This is a genomic window from Mesorhizobium sp. L2C084A000 (genome assembly GCF_000502875.1).
Lineage (GTDB): Bacteria > Pseudomonadota > Alphaproteobacteria > Rhizobiales > Rhizobiaceae > Mesorhizobium.
The window spans coordinates 82,739-100,905 of record NZ_AYWX01000014.1; the positions used below are offsets into that span (position 1 = coordinate 82,739).

Sequence of the window (18,167 nt, forward strand, 5' to 3'; positions counted from 1 at the left end):
GGTCAGGCTCCCTTCATCACGATGGCGGCGTCCTGGACGGCGCGCACGATCTTGTCGTAGCCGGTGCAGCGGCACAGGTTCCCGGCGAGGCCGAAGCGGATTTCTTCCTCGGTCGGGTCGGGGTTCTTGGCCAGGAGGTCCTTGGCCGCGATCAGGAAACCCGGCGTGCAGATGCCGCATTGCAGCGCCGCATGCTCGAGGAACTTCTGCTGCAGCGGATGCAGCGTGTCGCCATGGGCCATGCCCTCGATGGTCTCGACGCGACGGCCTTCAGCCTCGGCGCCGAGCACCAGGCACGAGCACACCAGCCGGTCGTCGAGGATGATGCTGCAGGCGCCGCAGTCGCCGGTGCCGCAGCCTTCCTTGGCGCCCGTCAGCCCCAGCCGATCGCGCAGGACGTCGAGCAGCGTCTCGTCGGGCTGGCAAAGATATTCGACAGCGTCGCCGTTGATTGTCGTTGAAACCGCAACACCAGCCATCATTTGCCTCCTGCACGTGCATAGGCGGTCGTGGCGGCCCGCTTGGCCAGCACGCCCGCAACTTTCCTCCGGAATTCAATAGTGCCGCGCTTGTCGTCGATGGGACGGCATGCCCCTGCGCAGACCTTGGCGAGCCGCTCCAGCGTCGCTTCGTCCAGCTTGGAGCCGATGAGCACCTCCGCCGCCTCTTCGACCAGAAGCACCGTCGCCGCCACGGCGCCCAGCGCCACGCGGGCCGATTTGACCACACCGTGCTCATCGAGCGTCAGGTTCACGCCGGCGCTGACCACCGCGATGTCCATTTCGGTGCGTGGAATGAAACGCAGATAGGCATCGCCCGAGCGCGGCGCTTGGCTGTCGAGCAGGATCGCCTCGATGATCTCGCCTTTGGCGAGTGACGTCTTGCCCGGCGCGGTCGGCACGCTCTGCACGGGGATCGTGCGCCGGCCCGCCGGCCCGACGACCACTGCCTTGGCGCCGGCGGCAACCAGCGCCGGCACGCTATCGGCGGCCGGCGAGGCGTTGCAGAGATTGCCCACGATGGTGCAGCGTCCCTGCACCTGCTTCGAGCCGATCAGCTTGGCCGCCTCGACGACACCAGGCCATGCCTTCCTGAGGGCGGTGTTCTCTCCCAGGACGGCGCAGGGAACCGCGGCGCCGATGCTGAAGCCTTCAGCCGTTTCCCGGATCTCGCTCAAGCCATCGATCGCCTTGATGTCGACGATCAGTTCTGGTTCGGCAAAGCCGCCCTTCATCCTGACCAGGAGGTCGCTGCCTCCCGCGAGGATGGCGGCCGTACCAGCCGACCCGGCCAACTGGCCAACGGCATCTTCTATTGAAAGCGGACGTATGTAGCGCATCGTCTCCCCTTGGTCATCGCGATTTCAGCGACCGTTATAAACAGTCTCCTCATAATGGCCATCCGGTTCCTCATCTGCGGCGATTGGGCCAGGCGCCGCAATATCCAGTCCAACAGGCCGAATGTGGCGCACTGACTGGCGGCAACCGGCTTTGGGAGGATTTTCGTGAAACTTCGGTTGCGGATCAAGTGCGCTCATTCGCTTTTACGCCTTTGGACCGGAACGGCCTTTAGGCCGGGCAGAGCCGCTGCCTGGCCGCCCCGGCTGAAGCCCCCTGTGTTCGGCAGCCGCCCGAAACGCCTGCGGCGGCTGGCCAAGGGTACGCAGGAAGGCGCGCCGCATGCGTCCGGGATCGCCAAAACCGGCGGTTTCGGCGATGCGCTCAAGCGGGAGATGGCTGATCTCGATCGCCGTTCGGGCCGTCTCAAGGCGCATGCGCTCTACGGCCTTTGCCGGCGTGACGCCGGTCTCGGCCGTGAAGGCGCGGGCGAAGTTGCGGGGACTCATGGCCGCGTGATCGGCCAGGCATTCGACGGTCAGCGGTTCGGCCAGGTTTGCCCGCACCCATTCGATCAGCGCGGCGAAGCGGCCGGTTCGCCCGCCCAGCTCGACGAAGGCCGAGAATTGCGACTGGCCGCCCGGCCGGCGCTGGTGCACGACGATCTGCTGCGCGGTGCGGCGCGCCACCTCAGCGCCAAGGTCATCTTCGACGAGGGCGAGCGCCAGGTCTATTCCGGCCGAGATGCCGGCCGACGTCCAGATGTCGCCATCCCTGATGAAAATACGCTCGGCATCGAGCCTGACCTTCGGGTAGCGGCGGTGGAAGTCGTCACTGCTGGCCCAGTGCGTGGTCGCGCGGCGGCCGTCGAGCAATCCCGCCTTTGCCAGCAGGTACGCGCCCGTGCAGACGCTGCTGATGCGCCGCGCCGAGGCGCGCCTCAACCAGGCGACGATCTCGTCCATCGCCTCCATGGAGCGGATGATTTCGCCGCCCGATACGATAACGGTGTCGAAAGGGCCGTCGCGCAGAGGCCTGGTGAGGAGCTTCAGACCCGAAGAGCTTTCAACGTCGCCGCCGCCGGGCGCCAGCAAAACCAGCTCATAGTTGTCCGGGCGGCAGCGCTCCGCAATCTCGAAGACTGTAGTCGGCCCGGCCGCATCCAGAAGCTGGAAACCGGGGTGAACGACGACGGCAACTTGCCTGCGCATGGCAGTATTCGCCCGATTTATGTCATTTCGGACGAAACGTAACGCCGATACCCTCGTCGTCAAGCCATCTGGAGATCGGACCCCATGAGTTGGCGACTTGCGTTGTGGAGCAGTGCCGGTGCCGCCGGCCTTGTCGTGGCGGAGCACGGATTGCTACGCCAACTGGCCCACAGGGCGCTTGCTAGCGCCAGCCACGGTGCCCGCACGGCCGACTTCGTCGCCATGCAACTCGAATATCCCGGGTCGGGCGCATCGCGGTGACGATGCCGTGCTGAAGCGACGGCGGGTGTGTGGCCGTCTTCCGAGCACCGATTTTTCACAGCAAGGGAGTGACTGATGAAAGCATTGATCGCCGGGGCCGGCATCGGCGGCCTCACCACTGCTCTGTTCCTGCATGAGGCAGGCATCGAGGTCGAACTGTTCGAGCGGGCCGACGACATCCGCGAACTTGGCGTCGGCATCAACATGCTCCCGCACGCTGTCAAGGAGTTGGCCGGGCTTGGGCTGATGCCGGCGCTCGACGCGGAGGGGGTGAGGACACGCGAGCTTGTCTACACCAACCGCTTCGGCCAGATCGTATGGCAGGAATTGCGCGGCATCGATGCCGGCTATGAGGTTCCGCAAATCAGCATTCATCGCGGCAGACTGCTGGGGCTGATCCACAGGGCCGTGGTGAACAGGCTTGGCGGCGACATCATCAATACGGCAAGCCTTGTCGATGCCTTCGAGCAGAGCGAAGGCGGGGTCGTGGCGCATTTCCGCCGGCATGACGGCTCGCGAGGCGAGGCGCATGGCGACCTGCTCATAGGCGCTGACGGGATCCATTCCGCCGTCCGGGCCGTGCTCTATCCCGAAGAAGGGCCGCCGATCTGGAACGGCACGATGCTGTGGCGCGGCGCCACGCCATGGCCGGTCTGGCGCGACGGGCGCACCATGGCGGTTGCCGGCGGCAATTTCGCCAAGTTCGTGTATTATCCGATCGAGCCGGATCGCCAAGAGCCGGAGACCAGGCTGACGAACTGGGCGGTGATGGCCAATACCGGTGATAGCGGCACATCACCGCTGCGTCCCGGCGACTGGAGCCGCCCGGGCGTGATCGACGATGTGCTGCCCTTCGTGCGCGACCGGTTTCAGCTTGATTTTGTCGACCCTGCCTCGATCATCCAGGCAACGGATGGCTTCTACGAATATCCGAACTGCGACCGCGACCCGCTGCCGCGATGGTCGTTCGGGCGGGTGACGCTGCTCGGCGATGCGGCGCATCCCATGTATCCGGTCGGGTCGAACGGAGCCAGCCAGGCAATACTCGACGCCGGCTGCCTCGCGATGCATCTGGCCGCGGGACCAACCGTCGAAGCCGCGCTCGCGCGATATGATGGGGAGCGGCGGCCGGCCACATCGGCCATCGTGCTGGCCAATCGGCAAGGCGGGCCGGAAGCGGTCATAGACTTGGTCGAGGCCCGGGCGCCGCATGGCTTTGATGACATCGACGCCGTCGCTTCGCGCGAAGAACGCAAGAGCGTGGTACGCGGCTATGCGTCCCTGGCGGGGTTTGCAAAACCGAATTGACCGGGAGCGGGCGTTTTTGCGCCCTAGAGATCGGCCTCGGCGAAGATGCGCGAGGCCCAGTCGAGGAAGACGCGCAGGCGTGGCGAGAGCTGACGGTTCTGCGGGTAGAGCGCCGACAGCGGCGTTGGCGAGGGCGGATAGTCGGCCAGCACCTCGACGAGTGTCCCATCCGCCAGATCCTTTTCGAAGCGATAGCGCGGCGCCTGGATGAGGCCGAGGCCAAGCCGCGCCAGGTCGGCGGCGGTGTCGGAATTGTTGGCGGCGACGCGGCCGGGCAGCCGCACCTCACGGATATTGCCGGCGACGGTGAATTCGAACGGAAGGGTCTCGCCAGTGCGCGACGAAACAAAGCCCACCGCCTGGTGACCGTCGAGCGCATCGGGGGAGGCGGGCGTGCCGTGGCGTTCGAGATAGCCAGGGCTGGCGCAGGTGATCTCGCGGATGACAGCCAGCCGCCGCATGATCATGCCGCTGTCGGGTAGCTCGCCGACGCGGATGACACAGTCGACGCCTTCACGCACGAGATCGACCAGCCGGTCGCTTTGGCCGATCTGCAGGTCGATTCTGGCATAGCGGTCGAGGAACTCCGGCAGGCGCGGCAACAGGAATGTGCGGGTGAGCAGCGTGCTGGCGTCGACGCGCAGCAGCCCGAAGGGCTCCGCATTGCGGAAGGCGGCTTCGGCATCCTCGATTTCGGCCAGGATCGACAGGCAGCGCCGATAGTAGGCTTCGCCGTCCTGGGTGGCGTTCACCTGCCGCGTCGTTCGTTCCAGAAGCCGCGCGCCGAGATGCTCTTCCAGTCGCCGGATGGCTTCCGTCGCCGTTGAACGCGGCAGGCCGAGATCGGCTGCGGCAGCGGTGAAGCTGCGCCGCTCCAGAACGCGAACGAAGAGCCGCATCGTGTCCAGTCGATCCATGGCCTTTGTTCGCAGTTTCCGAATAGTGATGTCAATAGGTGGCTGATTATCCGGAAAGCGGGCCGGCCTATATCCGTGTCACCAACACGGAGAGACTTCCATGACATCCAATCAAACAGATACGGGTGGCCAAACCAGAACCGCGATCGTGACCGGCGCCTCCAAAGGCATCGGCGCCGCCATCGCACAGCGGCTCGCCCGCGACGGCGTCGCCGTCGTCGTCAACTATGCACGGGGCCGCGCCGAGGCCGAAGAGCTTGTGCGCAGCATCGAAGCCGGCGGCGGCAAGGCGATCGCCGTTCAGGCCGATATCGCCGATCCGAATGGGATCGCAGCGCTGTTCGACGCCGGCGAGAAGGCGTTCGGCGGCATCGACATCCTCGTCAACAATGCCGGCGTCATGAAGATGTCGCCGATGGCGCAGACCGACGATGCTTCGTTCGACACGCAGATCGCGATCAATCTCGGCGGCGTGTTCCGCGGCATGCGGGAAGGCGCGCGCCGGCTTCGCGACGGCGGCCGCATCGTCAATTTTTCCAGCAGCGTCGTCGGCCTCTACCAGCCGGGCTACGGCGTCTACGCCGCCACCAAGGCGGGTGTCGAGGCGATGACCCACATCCTGGCCAAGGAGCTCGGCGCGCGCCGTGTCACTGTCAACGCGGTGGCGCCCGGACCGATCGAGACCGCGCTGTTCACGGACGGCAAGAGCGAGGCGCAGATCGAGGCCATCGGCAAGATGATCCCGCTCGGCCGGCTCGGTCAGCCCGACGACATTGCCGGGCTGGTCTCGTTTCTGGCCGGTCCGGACAGCTTCTGGGTCAACGGGCAAATCATCCGCGCCAATGGCGGCGTCGTCTGAGCCGTCGCCGACCGCTCCACCCCGAACCTGAAACTCCACAGAAAGGAAAAGATCATGCCATTCGCCAACATCAAGCTACCGCAAGCGGCGCTCTCCAGGGCGCAGAAGGAAGACCTCATCCATCGAACGACAGCCATGTTCGTCGACTTTTTCGGCGAGGGTGCGCGCCCCTTCACGATGGTGCTGGTGGAGGAGGTCGCCGACGGCGGCTATGGCCGGGCCGACGAAGTGTTCGTCGTGCCGGAAGTTTTTCGCGCAAAGGAGTAGTGCCGGGCCGACCTCCTCTCCCGACTTCGTGAGGCGAGGAACTCCAGTCTAGTAAAGTTTGCGCCAGAACCCCCACCCGGACCTCCGGTCCGACCTCCCCACAAGGGGGAGGTAGGGAGCCCAGCTTTTCCGCATTTCCAAAAAAGGCAGGCGGGCAGGGCGCCTTCCTCACCCTCCCCCTTGTGGGGAGGGTCGATGCGAAGCAGCGGGGTGGGGGGTCTGCGCGGCGCTGCAGCGCTTGGGTTTGCAAGCGTAGACCTCCGCTTCAATCGCCCTTCGTCGCACCAATCCAGTCAGCCGCCATTTCGGCAAACAGCCAGTCGCGGAACGCCCTGATCTTCTTCTGACGCAGCGCGCCGTCGCGGTAGACGACGTAGTAGCGCGAGGCGGATTTCAGCGCGCGGTCGAAGGGACGAACCAGCCGCCCGGCGGCGAGGTCGGCCGAGACCAGCGCGCTTCGGCCCAGCAGCACGCCTTCGCCATGCACCGCGGCCTCGACGGCGAAGGTGGCGGAATCGAAGCGCACGCCGCGCTTCGGATCGACATCTGCCACGCCGGCATGTTGCAGCCATGTCGCCCAGTCGATGCGAAAGGCATCATGGATCAATTTGTGATGCCTGAGATCCGCCGGCAAGCGCAGCGGATGTTCGCCTTGCAGCAGTTCCGGGCTGCAGACGGGGAAGACCTCTTCATCGGCGAGAAATTCCGCTGTCACTCCGGCATAGCCGCCCTTGCCGTAGCGGATGGCGATGTCGATGCTGTCGCTGACGAAATCGGAAAGCACGCCGGAGGTCGACAGCCGCACGTCGATATCGGCGTTGGCGCGGTGGAAACGATGCAGCCTCGGCACCAGCCAGCGGCCGGCAAAACCGTCCGAAGTGCTGACATTCAGGATGCCTGTCGTGCGGTCGGGCGTGGCGGCGATGGTGGCGGCGGCGATCTGGTCCAGCGCCGTCCTGACTTCCGATGCATAGGCGGCGCCCACCGGCGTCAGGCGAACGGACCGCGTTCCCCGATCGAAAAGCTGGATGCCCAGCCGGTCCTCGATGTTGCGGATTGCGCGGCTGACCGCGCCATGGGTGACGTTGAGTTCAGCCGCCGCCTTGGAGAAACTCAGATGCCTGGCGGCGGCCTCGAAGGCGGGCAGGGCAGTGAGGGGCGGTAGTCTGCGCGGCATGATCCACCTGTGAGCGTTGCTCACAAATCCTGCACAAAGAGTCGTTTGTCGTCCAGCCCAGAAATGTTCAATCTGTTGGTGTAGCAGCGCATGCAGATCGGATTCTCCATCTCACCGTTGCGCTGAACGACCAGAAACAGTGTGAGCAATCGTCATGCTCGTCCTCCGCGGACGGCGTCGGCACGCTTGCGCCTAGGCAAATACAGGAGACGGACAATGAACCCGACCTTCGAATCCATCGGCGCCGCGATGAGCGGTCTTGCACTCAGAACCGCTGCAGTCGTCGAGCGCCGGCGCATGCTGCGCCGAGTTTCACGCTTCTCGAACCATCGCTTGCACGACATCGGCTTCGAGCGCGACCGGGACGGTTCCATCCTGCGCAATGGGAGGGCGATATGACCAGCACCCTGATCATCGGCGCGACGGGGCTGCTGGGTGGCGAGATGGCGAAGGCCAGCGCAGGCAATGGCGATCGCCTGCACGTTCTGGTTCGTCCGACAACAGCCGGTAATGAAGAACGGCTGCATTCGCTGAAGGAGCTCGGCGCCAAAATCCATGTCGGCGATCTCGACGACTATGGCAGCCTTGTCCGCGCCGCCGGTGCGGTGGATCGAGTCATCAGCTCGGTGCATGTGGATTCGGCCAGCGAGATGACGTTGGTGCGGGCGCTCAGGGATGCCGGCGTCTCCCGCTATGTACCTTCCGCCGGCTTCGGCCTCGACTTTGCCGCCGCTGCACCGGGCTCGGTTCCGCCGCTCGACCTCAAGCGAGCCGTGTTCGACGCGATCAGGCAAGCGGATCTGCCCTATACGGTGATCTACACCAACGGCTTCTTCTCGACCTGGGTGACGACGCTGGGCGACCTGATGCGCTTCGGCTCGTCGCCCTTGCCGCCCGAAGAGGTGACGCTTTATGGCGACGGCAATGTGCCGGCGACGTTTGTCAGCGAGAAGGACATCGCCGCCGTCACCTTGCGCGCGTTGAACGACCCCAGTGCCATCCGCAGCGAGATCCGCATCGCCCAGAACGAGATCACCCAGAACGAAATGATCGATCTGTGGCGCCGGGTCAGCGGCCGCTCGCCGCGCATCGTGCCCCAGAGTGCGGCGGAGCTTGAGGCGATGATCGCATCAGCCCCCTGGCTCGGACTGCTGCGGGCGTTTTGGATACGCGGTGAGACGGCGCTCGAAACGGCCACGCCGGAAGCCGGCGCGCTCTATCCGGAGCTGACGTTCGAGACCATCGAGAGCGCCTTTGTGGCGATGGCGGGCACCGCTGGGCGGTAGTAGCAGAAGCGCGGCGTTGCAACTGCGATCACCCCCACAAGTGGGGAGATCGGCAGCGTCACCCCTTCCGCTTCTCCACCTCGGCCTTCCTCAGCAGGAACCGCTGGATCTTGCCGCTCGGCGTCTTCGGCAACTCGCTGACGAACTCGACTTCGCGCGGATAGGCGTGGGCCGAGAGGCGCTTGCGGACATGCTGCGCCAGTTCCTCGGCCAGCGCCTCGCTGCCTCGAAAGGCGGGCGCCAGAACGACGAAGGCCTTGACGATTTCGGTGCGCTGCGGATCGGGCACGCCGACGACCGCTGCCTCGTTGACCGCCGGATGCTCGAGCAGCGCGCTTTCGACGTCGAACGGGCCGATGCGGTAGCCGGCCGAGGTGATGACGTCGTCGGCGCGGCCGATGAAGGAGATCGAACCGTCGGGCTCGAACTCGACCGTGTCGCCGGTGCGGTAATAGCCACCCGCAATGGCAGGGGTTTCGGCCTGATGATAGCCGCCGAACCAGCGCAGCGGCGAGTTGGCGATGTCGACGGCGAGAATGCCGGGCTGGTTGGGGCTAAGCTCGTTGCCGGCCTCGTCGAGCACGACGACGCGGTAGCCCGGCATGGCAAAGCCGGCCGAGCCGTGGCGTACGGGGTGCGACAGGCCGTGATGGTTGTTGACCATCATGCCGTTCTCGGTCTGGCCGTAATGGTCGTGGATGGGGGCGGCGAGATGAGCGTCGAACCAGCGGATCACCTCCGGGTTGAGCGGCTCGCCGGCGCTGCTCACCACACGCAGGCGGCCCTTGACGCGGGCGGCGGCCTCGGGTCCTTCGGCCAGCAGCAGGCGGAAGGCGGTGGGCGAGCCGGCAAGGCTGGTGACGCCGAGGCGCTCGATGATGTCGTAGGTGCTCCTGGCGGTGAAGGCGCCCTCGTTGAAGGTCGTGGCGATGCCAAGCAGCAGCGGGCCTGTTATGGCGTAATAGAGGCCGTAGGCCCAGCCGGGATCGGCGATGTTCCAGAAGACGTCGGCGGGCCGCAGCCCGATGGCATCCCGCATATAGGCGCCGAAGGCCAGCAGCGCGCTGAGCGGCACCGGAACGCCCTTGGGGAAACCTGTCGTGCCCGAGGTCGACATCATCATGAACAAATCGTCGCCCTTGCGCATCACCGGCTGGCACTCGGGCGAGGCGGCGGCGAAGTCGGCGCGGAAATCGATGTCGCCGGCCGGCAGGGCTTCGCCTGGGGCAAGGATGGTTGCAACCCGAGGGCAATCCTCCACCTGGTCGAGTTTGCCGCGATTGGCAATGTTGGTGACGACGAGCTTCGCGCCGCTGGTCTTCAGCCGGTGGTCGATGGCCTTGGGGCCAAAGGCGGTGAACAGCGGCTGGTAGACCGCGCCGATGCGCCAGGTGCCGAGGATGAGCGCCACCAGTTCGGGAATGCGCGGCAGCATGCCGGCGACGATGTCGCCGGAGCCGACGCCGGCCTGTTTGAGGGTATTGCCGACGCGCGCGGACATGTCCTTGAGATCGTCGAAGCTGAATTCCCGCAGCGCGCCCCCGGCGGAGATGGCGCGCAGCGCCAGCCGGTTTTGCCCGGTGTGGCGATCGCAGCATTCGATGCAGGCGTTGATGCCCGTCGCGGGATCGCCGTGAAGTCTTGCGATCTCATCGTCGATGCGAAAGCGTGCAATGGCATCGGTATAGCGCGGCAGCGCCGGTGTGTTGGTCATGGCAGTCCTCCCTGGCGGCGCCGCATCTCCCCATGCGGCGCTGTCGGGTGCGAGCTTGCCCGAAATTGTGGTTGTGGTCGATGCGGCGAAAGTTGGTTGGCGCTTGAACACCCCCCTCTGCCCTGCCGGGCATCTCCCCCGCAAGGGGGGAGATCGGCGCCTCAATCGCGGCGCTTGTCTTGCGACGTCGACGGTTGGCGAAAGCGATAACGACATCCAATCTCCCCCCTTGCGGGGGAGATGTCCGGCAGGACAGAGGGGGGTGTGAAGGATCACAGCGCTGACAATCTGCGTGGTTGACCTAATCAGTCATCCAGCGGATAGGTCCGGCCCAAATATACCCGCCCGAGAAACTCCGATGACCACAGACACCAAATTCCACCCCGACACCGCCTGGCAGGCCGAAATTCGCGCCGGCGTGCGCCACGTGCGCGATCTGGCGTCCCTGCCGTTGTCGCCAGCTGAGCGCGCGGCGGCGCAAGCGGCGGCCGCGAACCACAAGGTGCGTGCGCCCAAAGCCTATCTCGACCTGATCGACTGGAATGACCCCGCCGATCCGATCCGGGCGCAGGTCATCCCCTCTCCGCAGGAACTGGAGGAGGTGGAAGGCGAACTCGACGATCCGATCGCCGACCATGACTTCAGCCCGGTGCCGCGATTGACGCATCGCCATGCCGACCGGGTGCTGTTGTTCCCGACCTATCAATGCGCGGTCTATTGCCGGTTCTGCTTCCGCAAGGAATCGCTGACCTCGATCGGCAGGGGTTATACGCGCGAGGCGTTGGAGCCGGCGCTGGCCTACATCGCGGATCACCCCGAAATCCGTGAGGTGATCCTGACCGGCGGCGATCCGCTGTCGCTGCCCGACAAGGTACTGGCTGAAATCTTCGCGCGCATCGAAGCCATTGCGCATGTGCGGCTGCTGCGCATCCATACGCGCGTGCCGGTGGTGCTGCCGTCGCGCATTACATCAGGGCTCGTCGCGGCGCTGCAGGGCCGGCTGATGGTCACTGTCGTCACCCATTTCAACCATGCGCGCGAGATCACCGACGCAACCGAGGCCGCCTGCCGCACGCTTCGGCGAGCCGGCTTCGTGCTGCTGAACCAGAGCGTTCTGCTCAAGGGCGTCAACGACAGCATCGAGGCGCTGGAAGAACTCTGCCGCGAGCTGATGTACCGCCTCGGCGTCAAACCCTACTACCTGCACCATGGCGACCTCGCGCGCGGCATGGCGCACCGGCGCACGACGATTGCACAGGGACAGGCGCTGACTGAAGCGCTGCGGGCGCGGCTGTCGGGCATCTGCAACCCCGTCTATGTGCTCGACCTGCCGGAGGGCGGCGGCAAGGTGCCGATCGGGCCTTGCCATGTCGAGGGACGGGACGGCGAGAACTGGCGGCTGCGCGGGCTCGATGGCGGGGTGAGGGGATATAGGGAGATCGTTGGCGAATAGGGCTGCGCGCTACCGCGCGTTTTTCTCGACAAATGCCAGCACCACCACGCGCGGGGCAACGCAATAGGCGAGGCTGGCCTTGCGGCGCGTCTTCGTCGTTGCGCGGCCTGCGTTCAGGTCGATGGCGATGTCCTCATAGCCCAGCACCTCGCGATCGAGCGGATAGACGGCCTTGTAAACGGCTTCCTTGGCGGCAAAGAGGATGCGGCCGGCAAGATGCCGGTCGGCTGCGTCCGTGCGGTCCGCGGGTGTTGTCACGAGCGCCAAAATGTCATCCGGGAGAGGCTGCGCGGGCTCGACGTCGATGCCGAGCGAGGCGATATCGCCAATCGGTGCAATCGCCGCCACGGCCATGTCGTCGTCGTGCGCGAGCGAACCGGTTATTCCGTCGGGCCAGACCGGCGCGCCGGTTGGCGAGCGCAGGATGGCGACGTCGCCGACGCCAAGCTCCGCCAGCAGTCCGTGCGCGATCCACCGGGCCGCGCCGCTGGCGCGCCGCATGCCAGGCTGACGCGCGGGGATGGAATGCGCTTCCCCAGGCAGCAGATGGGCGTCGTCGCCGTCGCGGATCATCCGGCATCCGATCCGGACTCCCGATGGTGCGATGGCGGCGATCGCTTCGGCCAAGGCGATTTCCTCGGGCAGCCGCATCACGGCTCGTGCGTCCGGGCCGGCAAAGCGAGATCGGCGATCATTTCTCCGTCCTCGTCGAGCCCTTCTTCGACGAAACCGGCGCTGCGATAGAGATTTCGCGCCGCATCGTTCTCCGGTTCGTAGCAGATCGAGACGTGGCTGATGTGGCCGAGCCCCTGTATTTCGACCAGCACTTCGAGCAGTGCGGCCTTGCCGTAGCCTTTGCCCTGAGCGGCGCGGTCGATCATGAAGCGATAGATGCGTGCCTCGTCGTCATCCTCCGGCGCCTCGTACATCAGGAAGCCGACAACACGATCGCCAGCCATGACGACGCGTGGCCTCGCGTCTTCGTCAGTCCCGGCTTCTTCCAGCGAGTCCGCATTGCCGGCGACGAAATCCCTCTGCTCCAGCGCGAGTTCCAGGGCCATGACCTGGGCACGGTTGGCCTCGGTCACGGCAACGAGACGGATATCTCCGGTGTTCAAGCCGATGCCCTTCTTCAAGCCGATGCCCTGGCCGATGCCTTGGAGCCATCGTCGGTGATCGGTTCGACGAAGCGATGCAGCTTGGCCGGGTTGCCACGCCATATGGAGTTGGGCTCCAGCTCTTCGCCCTTCATNCGACGAAGCGATGCAGCTTGGCCGGGTTGCCACGCCATATGGAGTTGGGCTCCAGCTCTTCGCCCTTCATGACGAAGGAGTCGACATCGACCACCGAGCCTTCGCCCATCACGACGCCGTAATGGACAAAGGCGGAGGGTCCGAGCGTGCAGCCCTTGCCGATGCGGATGAAGTCGGACTTGAAGGCGCCTTCTTCCAGCGAATGGGCCTGGATGACGCAGCCCTCGTTGAGGGTGACGTCGTCGCCGATCTCCACCAGCGAGCGTTCGGTCAAATTGCTGCCGCCGTCATAAACCCGCTTGCCGACCTTGACGCCCAGCAGGCGCAGGATCATCGGCCGGAACGGCGTGCCGGCGAACAGGCGCACGATCGGCGAATCCGCCAGCTTCCAGTGGCGTTCGTGGCGCCAGAACGTGACGTCGTAGATCGTCGTCATCTGCGGCTTCAGCCGGCCGAAACCAAGGCTCGCCCGTTCCACGAAGATGTAGAACGGAATGGTGATCGCCGAGGTCAGGAGCACGGCGACGAACAGTGCGACTTCAGCCCATTCGGTATAGTAGTTCAGCGCCCGGTCCCAGATCGCTAGCGTGGCGAACAACATGATCCATTGCGTTGCCACGAACAGCAGGATCGTCACCAGATTGTGGCGGTTCTTGTGCGGGATGCGCCGGCGCCGGTCGTCCTCGTCGATGCCGGCGATGAGTTCCTTGTCGCGGTTCACCATGCGCGGGATTTCAAAGGCAGGCGAACCCAGAAGCCCGACATTCTCGCGCAGCGGCCCGTCGATGGGGATCATCACCTTGGTGCCGAGCAGGACGTTGTCGCCGGTGCGTCCGTCCGGCGGATAGTAGATGTTGTTGCCGAGATAGTTGCGCTCGCCGATCCTCGTCGGCTCGAGCCGGAAGGCGGAGGCGGATTTGTGCATGTTGATCATGAACAGCCCGTCCGACACCATGGTCTCGGTGCCGATCTCGCACAGAAGCGGGTTTTCGTGCTGCTGGTTGGAACCGAAATTGGAGCCGGTCTGTACCACCTTGTTGAGGTTCCAGCCGATGGCTCGCATGTAGTGCACGATGGCCGAGCTGTCGCCGGCCAGCAGGCCGAGCACGCGGGAGTTGCTCGAGAATTCGGCGACAGTCTGCAGCCAGTAGCGGAAGCCGTACAGCGTGTAGGTGCGGCCGGGCTTCAACAGCAGGCTGACCAGGCGCGGCACCAGCGTCGCCGCCAGGAAGGATGCGGCCATGTAGCCGAACAGCGTGACCGTGGTGCCGATCGCGACGACACCGATCGTTTCCTGGTAGTCGTCGCCGACATTTTCCCAATAGCTGTGGAACAAGAGCGGCAAGGGAGTGACGATGGCAAACAGCCCGATCAGCTGAACCGCTTCGAACAGGAAGCGCCGGATGTTGGAAGGATCGACATTGCGCACCTTGCAATAGTCGGCCGTGGTCGGCACGGCCGGCGAGCCATGCCAGCGTTCGCCGTCGGGGATGCTTTGGCCGCGGTGCAGCGAGGACGAATGGCCGAGCTGGGCGCCATCGCCGATCCTCGTGTCGATGTCGAGCGTCGAGCCGACGCCGACGAAGGCATCGCGGCCGATGGTCAGCGGCCCGGTGTGGATATAGCCGGACTGCGCCCGGAAGCCGAGGATCATCGATTCCTTGCGCAGGATGGTGTTGGCGCCGATCGAGATGAGATCCGTGCAGACGGGCACGGATTTCGATTCGATGACGGCGTTCTTGCCGAGCTTGGTGCCGAGAAGCTGCAGATAGATGCTGTAGAGCGGGCTGCCGCGGAACAGCACGACGGGCGCGGTGCGGATCAACGTCTTGACCACCCAGAAGCGGAAGTAACGCACGCCCCAGATGGGAAACGCCTCGGCCTTCCAGCGGCCGACCAGCACCCATTTGGCGATGACGGCAAAGCCCGACATACCAAAGAACACGGCGGCCGAAAGCGCCACGCACCTGATGTACAGCTGCAGCGGATCGTCGAGCGCGTCATACATCCAGTTGAGGCCGTCATTGACCGCCCACAGGGCGCCATAGCTGTAGAGCGCGTAGAACAGCAGCTGTGCGGCGCCGCAGGTCCAGTAGGCGAAATTCGAGGCCCGGCGGGTGAGGACGGGCTCGTTGGTGGCCGTCGTCATCTCGTCCGCCACGCCGAGATGCAGCGCGAGCCGCGCCACGGTCGGGTGGAGATAGATGTCGCGCATCGACGCCGTCGCCCATTCCTTCCTGGTGCGCAGGCGCGCGCAGAAATGCGCCATCAGCAGCGAGTTGGCGCCGAGATCGTCGAAGAAATTGTCCTCGACGGACACTTCCTCGAATTTCAATACGGCGGCCAGTGCGTCGGCCAGGAAACGCTCGTCGTCATTGGCGGGCGCGACCATGGCGCGATCGCCCGAAAGCCGCACACTTGTCGGCTTCGGCAGCTGGCGCAAATCCACCTTGTTGGAGACCGTCATCGGGATAACAGGCAGTTCCTCCAGATAGGAGGGCACCATGTAGTCGGGCAGCCGCCGCTTCATCGTCCTGGCGAGGTCGGCGCGCGAGATCGCCTTCTGGCCGGCCTTCGCTGCGTAATAGGCGACGAGTTCGACGCGGCCGGGCTCGATCTCCCAGGTGGTGACCGCGGCCTGGGCGATCTCGGGCTGATCGAGCAGCACCGCCTCGATCTCGCCGAGCTCGATGCGGTAGCCGCGGATCTTGACCTGGGTGTCGATGCGGCCGTTATATTCGATCTCGCTTTGGTCGTTGATGCGGCCAAGGTCGCCGGTCCGGTAGATGCGCTTCGACGGATTGTTCGGCAGGCCGACGAAATCGGCGATGAATTTCTGTTCGGTCAGGTCAGGCCTGTTGAGATAGCCGACCGCGAGCCCGATGCCGGCGATGCCGATCTCGCCCAGTTCGCCCGGCTCGGCGAGCTGCGGCAGCGAAGCGTCGAGAATGACGATCGAGTAGGTCGGCAGCGGCGCACCGATGGTGACGGGGCTGTCCGGCGTCAGCGCGCCCATTGTGGCGGTGACGGTCGCCTCGGTCGGGCCATAGGTGTTGAGGATCTGCCGCCCCGGCTTCGACCAGCGCACCACCAGATTGTGCGGGCAGGCCTCGCCGCCGACCAGCAGCGTGCGCAGGCTGGGCACATCTGACGTCATCGACGACAGCAGCGTCGGGCTGCAGGCGATGCAGGTGATGTCATGGAGCCGCAGGAAATCGGCCAGTTCCTCGCCCACCAGCGGCATCTGGCCCGGTGCCGGCACCACCGTCGCGCCGGCGACGAACGGCACCCAGATCTCTTCGGAGGAAAAGTCGAAGGCGATGGTCATGCCCTGGTAGACGCGATCGCCCGGCCGGTAGCCGTAGGAGGCGGCGGCGACGCGGATGAAATTGACGAAACTCTGGTGCTTGATGACGACGCCCTTGGGCTTGCCTGTGGTGCCCGAGGTGTAGAGGATGTAGCAGGTGTCGTCTGATGAAGCGGCCTTCGCATTCGGCTTCAGCGGCGCGCCGGACTCTTTGGAGATTTCGGCGGCAGTGCTGTCGATCAGCAGATGCGGAACCGGCAGTTGACCGGCGCGCGATGCATAGGCGGCGATGGTGACGATCAGGCTGACGCCGGCGTCTTCGATGATGAGCGCCATCCGCTCCTCGGGAAAAGCGGTGGCCAGCGGCACGAAGGCAGCACCTGCCTTCATCACCGCGAGCAGCGCGACATAGGTCTCCGCCGAGCGGTCGAGGATAAGCCCGACGCGGTGGCCCGGTCGCAAGCCGCGCTTGACCAGCAGGCGGGCGAACTGGTTGGCCCGGCTGTCCAGTTCACGATAGGTCCAGACACGCCCGTCGGAGATCACCGCCGGCAGCGCTGCAAACATTTCGGCAAGCTGTTCGAAGACGGTGTCGAGCCGCTCGCCGGGGAGGCCGTGCCGGGCAAAGTCGGCGCCCGTCAGGATTTGCCCGCGCCTGGCTGTTGCGGGGGCCGTTTTTACCAGCGCATCGACATCTGCCGGGCCGCTTTCCAGCCCCGATCGTTCCGCGTCCAGTTCGGCGATGTCGACACCGTGATCCATTTCCATACTTTCCCGTCCAGGCCGGGCATCGCCCGGCACGGCCATTTTTCCAGTTGTTGTGGGATGCTTATGCCATCCGATCTTTTCGCCAGTTTTTCCGAACTGTTGAATATTGTTTCTGAACTGTGTCTGGGCGGGGGTTTTGGCCCTCTTTGTCGGGGCTTGCGGGGGAGGGAAGCCTCCGCCCGTCGCGCCCTACGGCGCCCCCCTCTGGCCTGCCGGCCGTTCGTCGTTCGGAAAGCCAAGCAATTGGCTTTCCGTCCGCTACGCGGACCACTTCTCAACCCCCACTTGTGGGGAGATTGGCAGCTTCGGCGCCGGCCTTTTTCTGGAACCAGCCTTGAGGCCCCGCATTCTATGAGCAGGGACTTAAGGAGCGTGTCGTGAAAGCGGTTTTGGGACTGGTCTGCGGCTTCGTGCTGACCCTTGCGGTCTTCGGCAGCGGACTGGGTTTTGCGGCCTGGCTGCTTGCCGCAAAGCCGCCGCGCCAGGCAACGGCCACCGTCAGCGTGGCGGAGCTGTGGACCAAAAAGGCGCGGCCGGTGAACAAAGCCGGGCAGGGCCTCGAACGCCTGCCGGCCAAACAGTCCGCGCCGCCCGACATCCCCGCCAAACCGCAGGAAACACCGCCCGACCCCACCGTCACCGGCGCCATCGCGCCCAAGACGACCGAATTGCCGCCTCCGCATCTCGCCTGGTGCGCCAGCCGCTATCGCTCCTACCATCCGGACGACAACAGCTATCGCTCCTACAGCGGGCAGCTGCGCCCCTGCATCTCGCCCTATCTTCAAGCCGCCGGTCAGGTCGGCCAGCCGGTTGCCGGCGATGGCGACGAAAACGGCGCCGGCCTGGGGGTCTACGCTGCCGACGATGGCGGCGAAGCACTTTCGGCCGACCATGTCGATTACTGCTTCAGCCGCTACCGCTCCTATCGCCCGGAAGACAACTCCTATCAGCCATACTCCGGCGGGCCGAGACGGCAATGCCAGTAGAGCCCGCGCGCCGCACGATCCGATCGCGCGGATTATCCGGAGCGTCCGCATTGGCGCGGCGTT

General features: G+C 65.3%; 17 protein-coding genes. 8 read left to right on the forward strand and 9 right to left on the reverse strand.

Going from position 1 to position 18,167, the window contains the following annotated elements:
- Positions 1-2: 2 nt before the first annotated feature.
- The 3 genes from X735_RS140930 to X735_RS140920 form a co-directional block, all read right to left on the reverse strand.
- Positions 3-479, reverse strand: a complete 477-nt coding sequence (locus X735_RS140930; protein ID WP_023813348.1) for a (2Fe-2S)-binding protein — start codon at positions 477-479, stop codon at positions 3-5.
- A complete protein-coding gene (locus tag X735_RS140925) occupies positions 479-1,339 on the reverse strand; it encodes a xanthine dehydrogenase family protein subunit M (RefSeq protein WP_023813349.1) in 861 nt (286 codons plus the stop codon). The genes X735_RS140930 and X735_RS140925 overlap by 1 nt, the downstream gene beginning before the upstream one ends.
- Before the next feature lie 204 nt (positions 1,340-1,543).
- Entirely contained in the window at positions 1,544-2,548 is a 1,005-nt protein-coding gene (locus X735_RS140920; RefSeq protein ID WP_023813350.1) for a GlxA family transcriptional regulator, read from the reverse strand.
- 84 nt (positions 2,549-2,632) lie between these two features.
- Between X735_RS140920 and X735_RS1000000168980 the strand changes: the two genes are divergently transcribed.
- The gene (locus tag X735_RS1000000168980) at positions 2,633-2,809 is read left to right on the forward strand and encodes a hypothetical protein (protein WP_023813351.1); all 177 of its coding nucleotides are present in this window, start codon (positions 2,633-2,635) and stop codon (positions 2,807-2,809) included.
- Between the two features lie 75 nt (positions 2,810-2,884).
- Positions 2,885-4,117 (forward strand): flavin-dependent oxidoreductase, encoded by a 1,233-nt coding sequence (locus X735_RS140915; RefSeq protein WP_023813352.1) that lies wholly within the window; start codon positions 2,885-2,887, stop codon positions 4,115-4,117.
- 23 nt (positions 4,118-4,140) lie between these two features.
- Here the strand turns inward: X735_RS140915 and X735_RS140910 are convergent, their stop codons facing one another.
- A complete protein-coding gene (locus X735_RS140910; RefSeq protein WP_023813353.1) occupies positions 4,141-5,034 on the reverse strand; it encodes a LysR family transcriptional regulator in 894 nt (297 codons plus the stop codon).
- A gap of 100 nt (positions 5,035-5,134) precedes the next feature.
- Between X735_RS140910 and X735_RS140905 the strand changes: the two genes are divergently transcribed.
- A complete protein-coding gene (locus X735_RS140905; RefSeq protein WP_023813354.1) occupies positions 5,135-5,893 on the forward strand; it encodes an SDR family oxidoreductase in 759 nt (252 codons plus the stop codon).
- A gap of 54 nt (positions 5,894-5,947) precedes the next feature.
- Positions 5,948-6,160 (forward strand): 4-oxalocrotonate tautomerase family protein, encoded by a 213-nt coding sequence (locus tag X735_RS140900; protein WP_023813355.1) that lies wholly within the window; start codon positions 5,948-5,950, stop codon positions 6,158-6,160.
- Between the two features lie 265 nt (positions 6,161-6,425).
- On the opposite strand, the gene X735_RS140895 is transcribed toward X735_RS140900, so the two are convergent.
- A complete protein-coding gene (locus X735_RS140895; RefSeq protein WP_023813356.1) occupies positions 6,426-7,337 on the reverse strand; it encodes a transcriptional regulator GcvA in 912 nt (303 codons plus the stop codon).
- 216 nt (positions 7,338-7,553) lie between these two features.
- Here X735_RS140895 and X735_RS140890 point away from each other — a divergent pair, with 216 nt between their 5' ends.
- Both X735_RS140890 and X735_RS140885 read left to right on the forward strand, forming a co-directional pair.
- The gene (locus tag X735_RS140890) at positions 7,554-7,736 is read left to right on the forward strand and encodes a hypothetical protein (protein WP_023813358.1); all 183 of its coding nucleotides are present in this window, start codon (positions 7,554-7,556) and stop codon (positions 7,734-7,736) included.
- Positions 7,733-8,623 (forward strand): NmrA family NAD(P)-binding protein, encoded by an 891-nt coding sequence (locus tag X735_RS140885; RefSeq protein WP_023813359.1) that lies wholly within the window; start codon positions 7,733-7,735, stop codon positions 8,621-8,623. The genes X735_RS140890 and X735_RS140885 overlap by 4 nt, the downstream gene beginning before the upstream one ends.
- Positions 8,624-8,681: 58 nt before the next feature.
- On the opposite strand, the gene X735_RS140880 is transcribed toward X735_RS140885, so the two are convergent.
- On the reverse strand, positions 8,682-10,337 hold the full coding sequence (locus X735_RS140880; protein ID WP_023813360.1) for an acyl-CoA synthetase: 1,656 nt from the start codon (positions 10,335-10,337) through the stop codon (positions 8,682-8,684).
- Positions 10,338-10,695: 358 nt separating this feature from the next.
- On the opposite strand from X735_RS140880, the gene X735_RS140875 reads away from it, so the two are divergent.
- Positions 10,696-11,790 carry a KamA family radical SAM protein gene (locus X735_RS140875; RefSeq protein ID WP_023813361.1) on the forward strand — a complete coding sequence of 365 codons (1,095 nt, stop codon included), beginning with the start codon at positions 10,696-10,698 and terminating at the stop codon, positions 11,788-11,790.
- Between the two features lie 9 nt (positions 11,791-11,799).
- Here the strand turns inward: X735_RS140875 and X735_RS140870 are convergent, their stop codons facing one another.
- The 3 genes from X735_RS140870 to X735_RS140860 form a co-directional block, all read right to left on the reverse strand.
- A complete protein-coding gene (locus X735_RS140870) occupies positions 11,800-12,441 on the reverse strand; it encodes a 4'-phosphopantetheinyl transferase superfamily protein (protein WP_023813362.1) in 642 nt (213 codons plus the stop codon).
- Positions 12,441-12,926 (reverse strand): GNAT family N-acetyltransferase, encoded by a 486-nt coding sequence (locus tag X735_RS140865; protein WP_023813363.1) that lies wholly within the window; start codon positions 12,924-12,926, stop codon positions 12,441-12,443. Before X735_RS140865 ends, X735_RS140870 begins: the two co-directional genes overlap by 1 nt.
- Positions 12,927-13,038: 112 nt before the next feature.
- The gene (locus X735_RS140860; protein WP_031213643.1) at positions 13,039-17,112 is read right to left on the reverse strand and encodes a Pls/PosA family non-ribosomal peptide synthetase; all 4,074 of its coding nucleotides are present in this window, start codon (positions 17,110-17,112) and stop codon (positions 13,039-13,041) included.
- Between the two features lie 383 nt (positions 17,113-17,495).
- Here X735_RS140860 and X735_RS140855 point away from each other — a divergent pair, with 383 nt between their 5' ends.
- Entirely contained in the window at positions 17,496-18,104 is a 609-nt protein-coding gene (locus tag X735_RS140855) for a BA14K family protein (protein WP_023813366.1), read from the forward strand.
- Positions 18,105-18,167 lie beyond the last annotated feature (63 nt).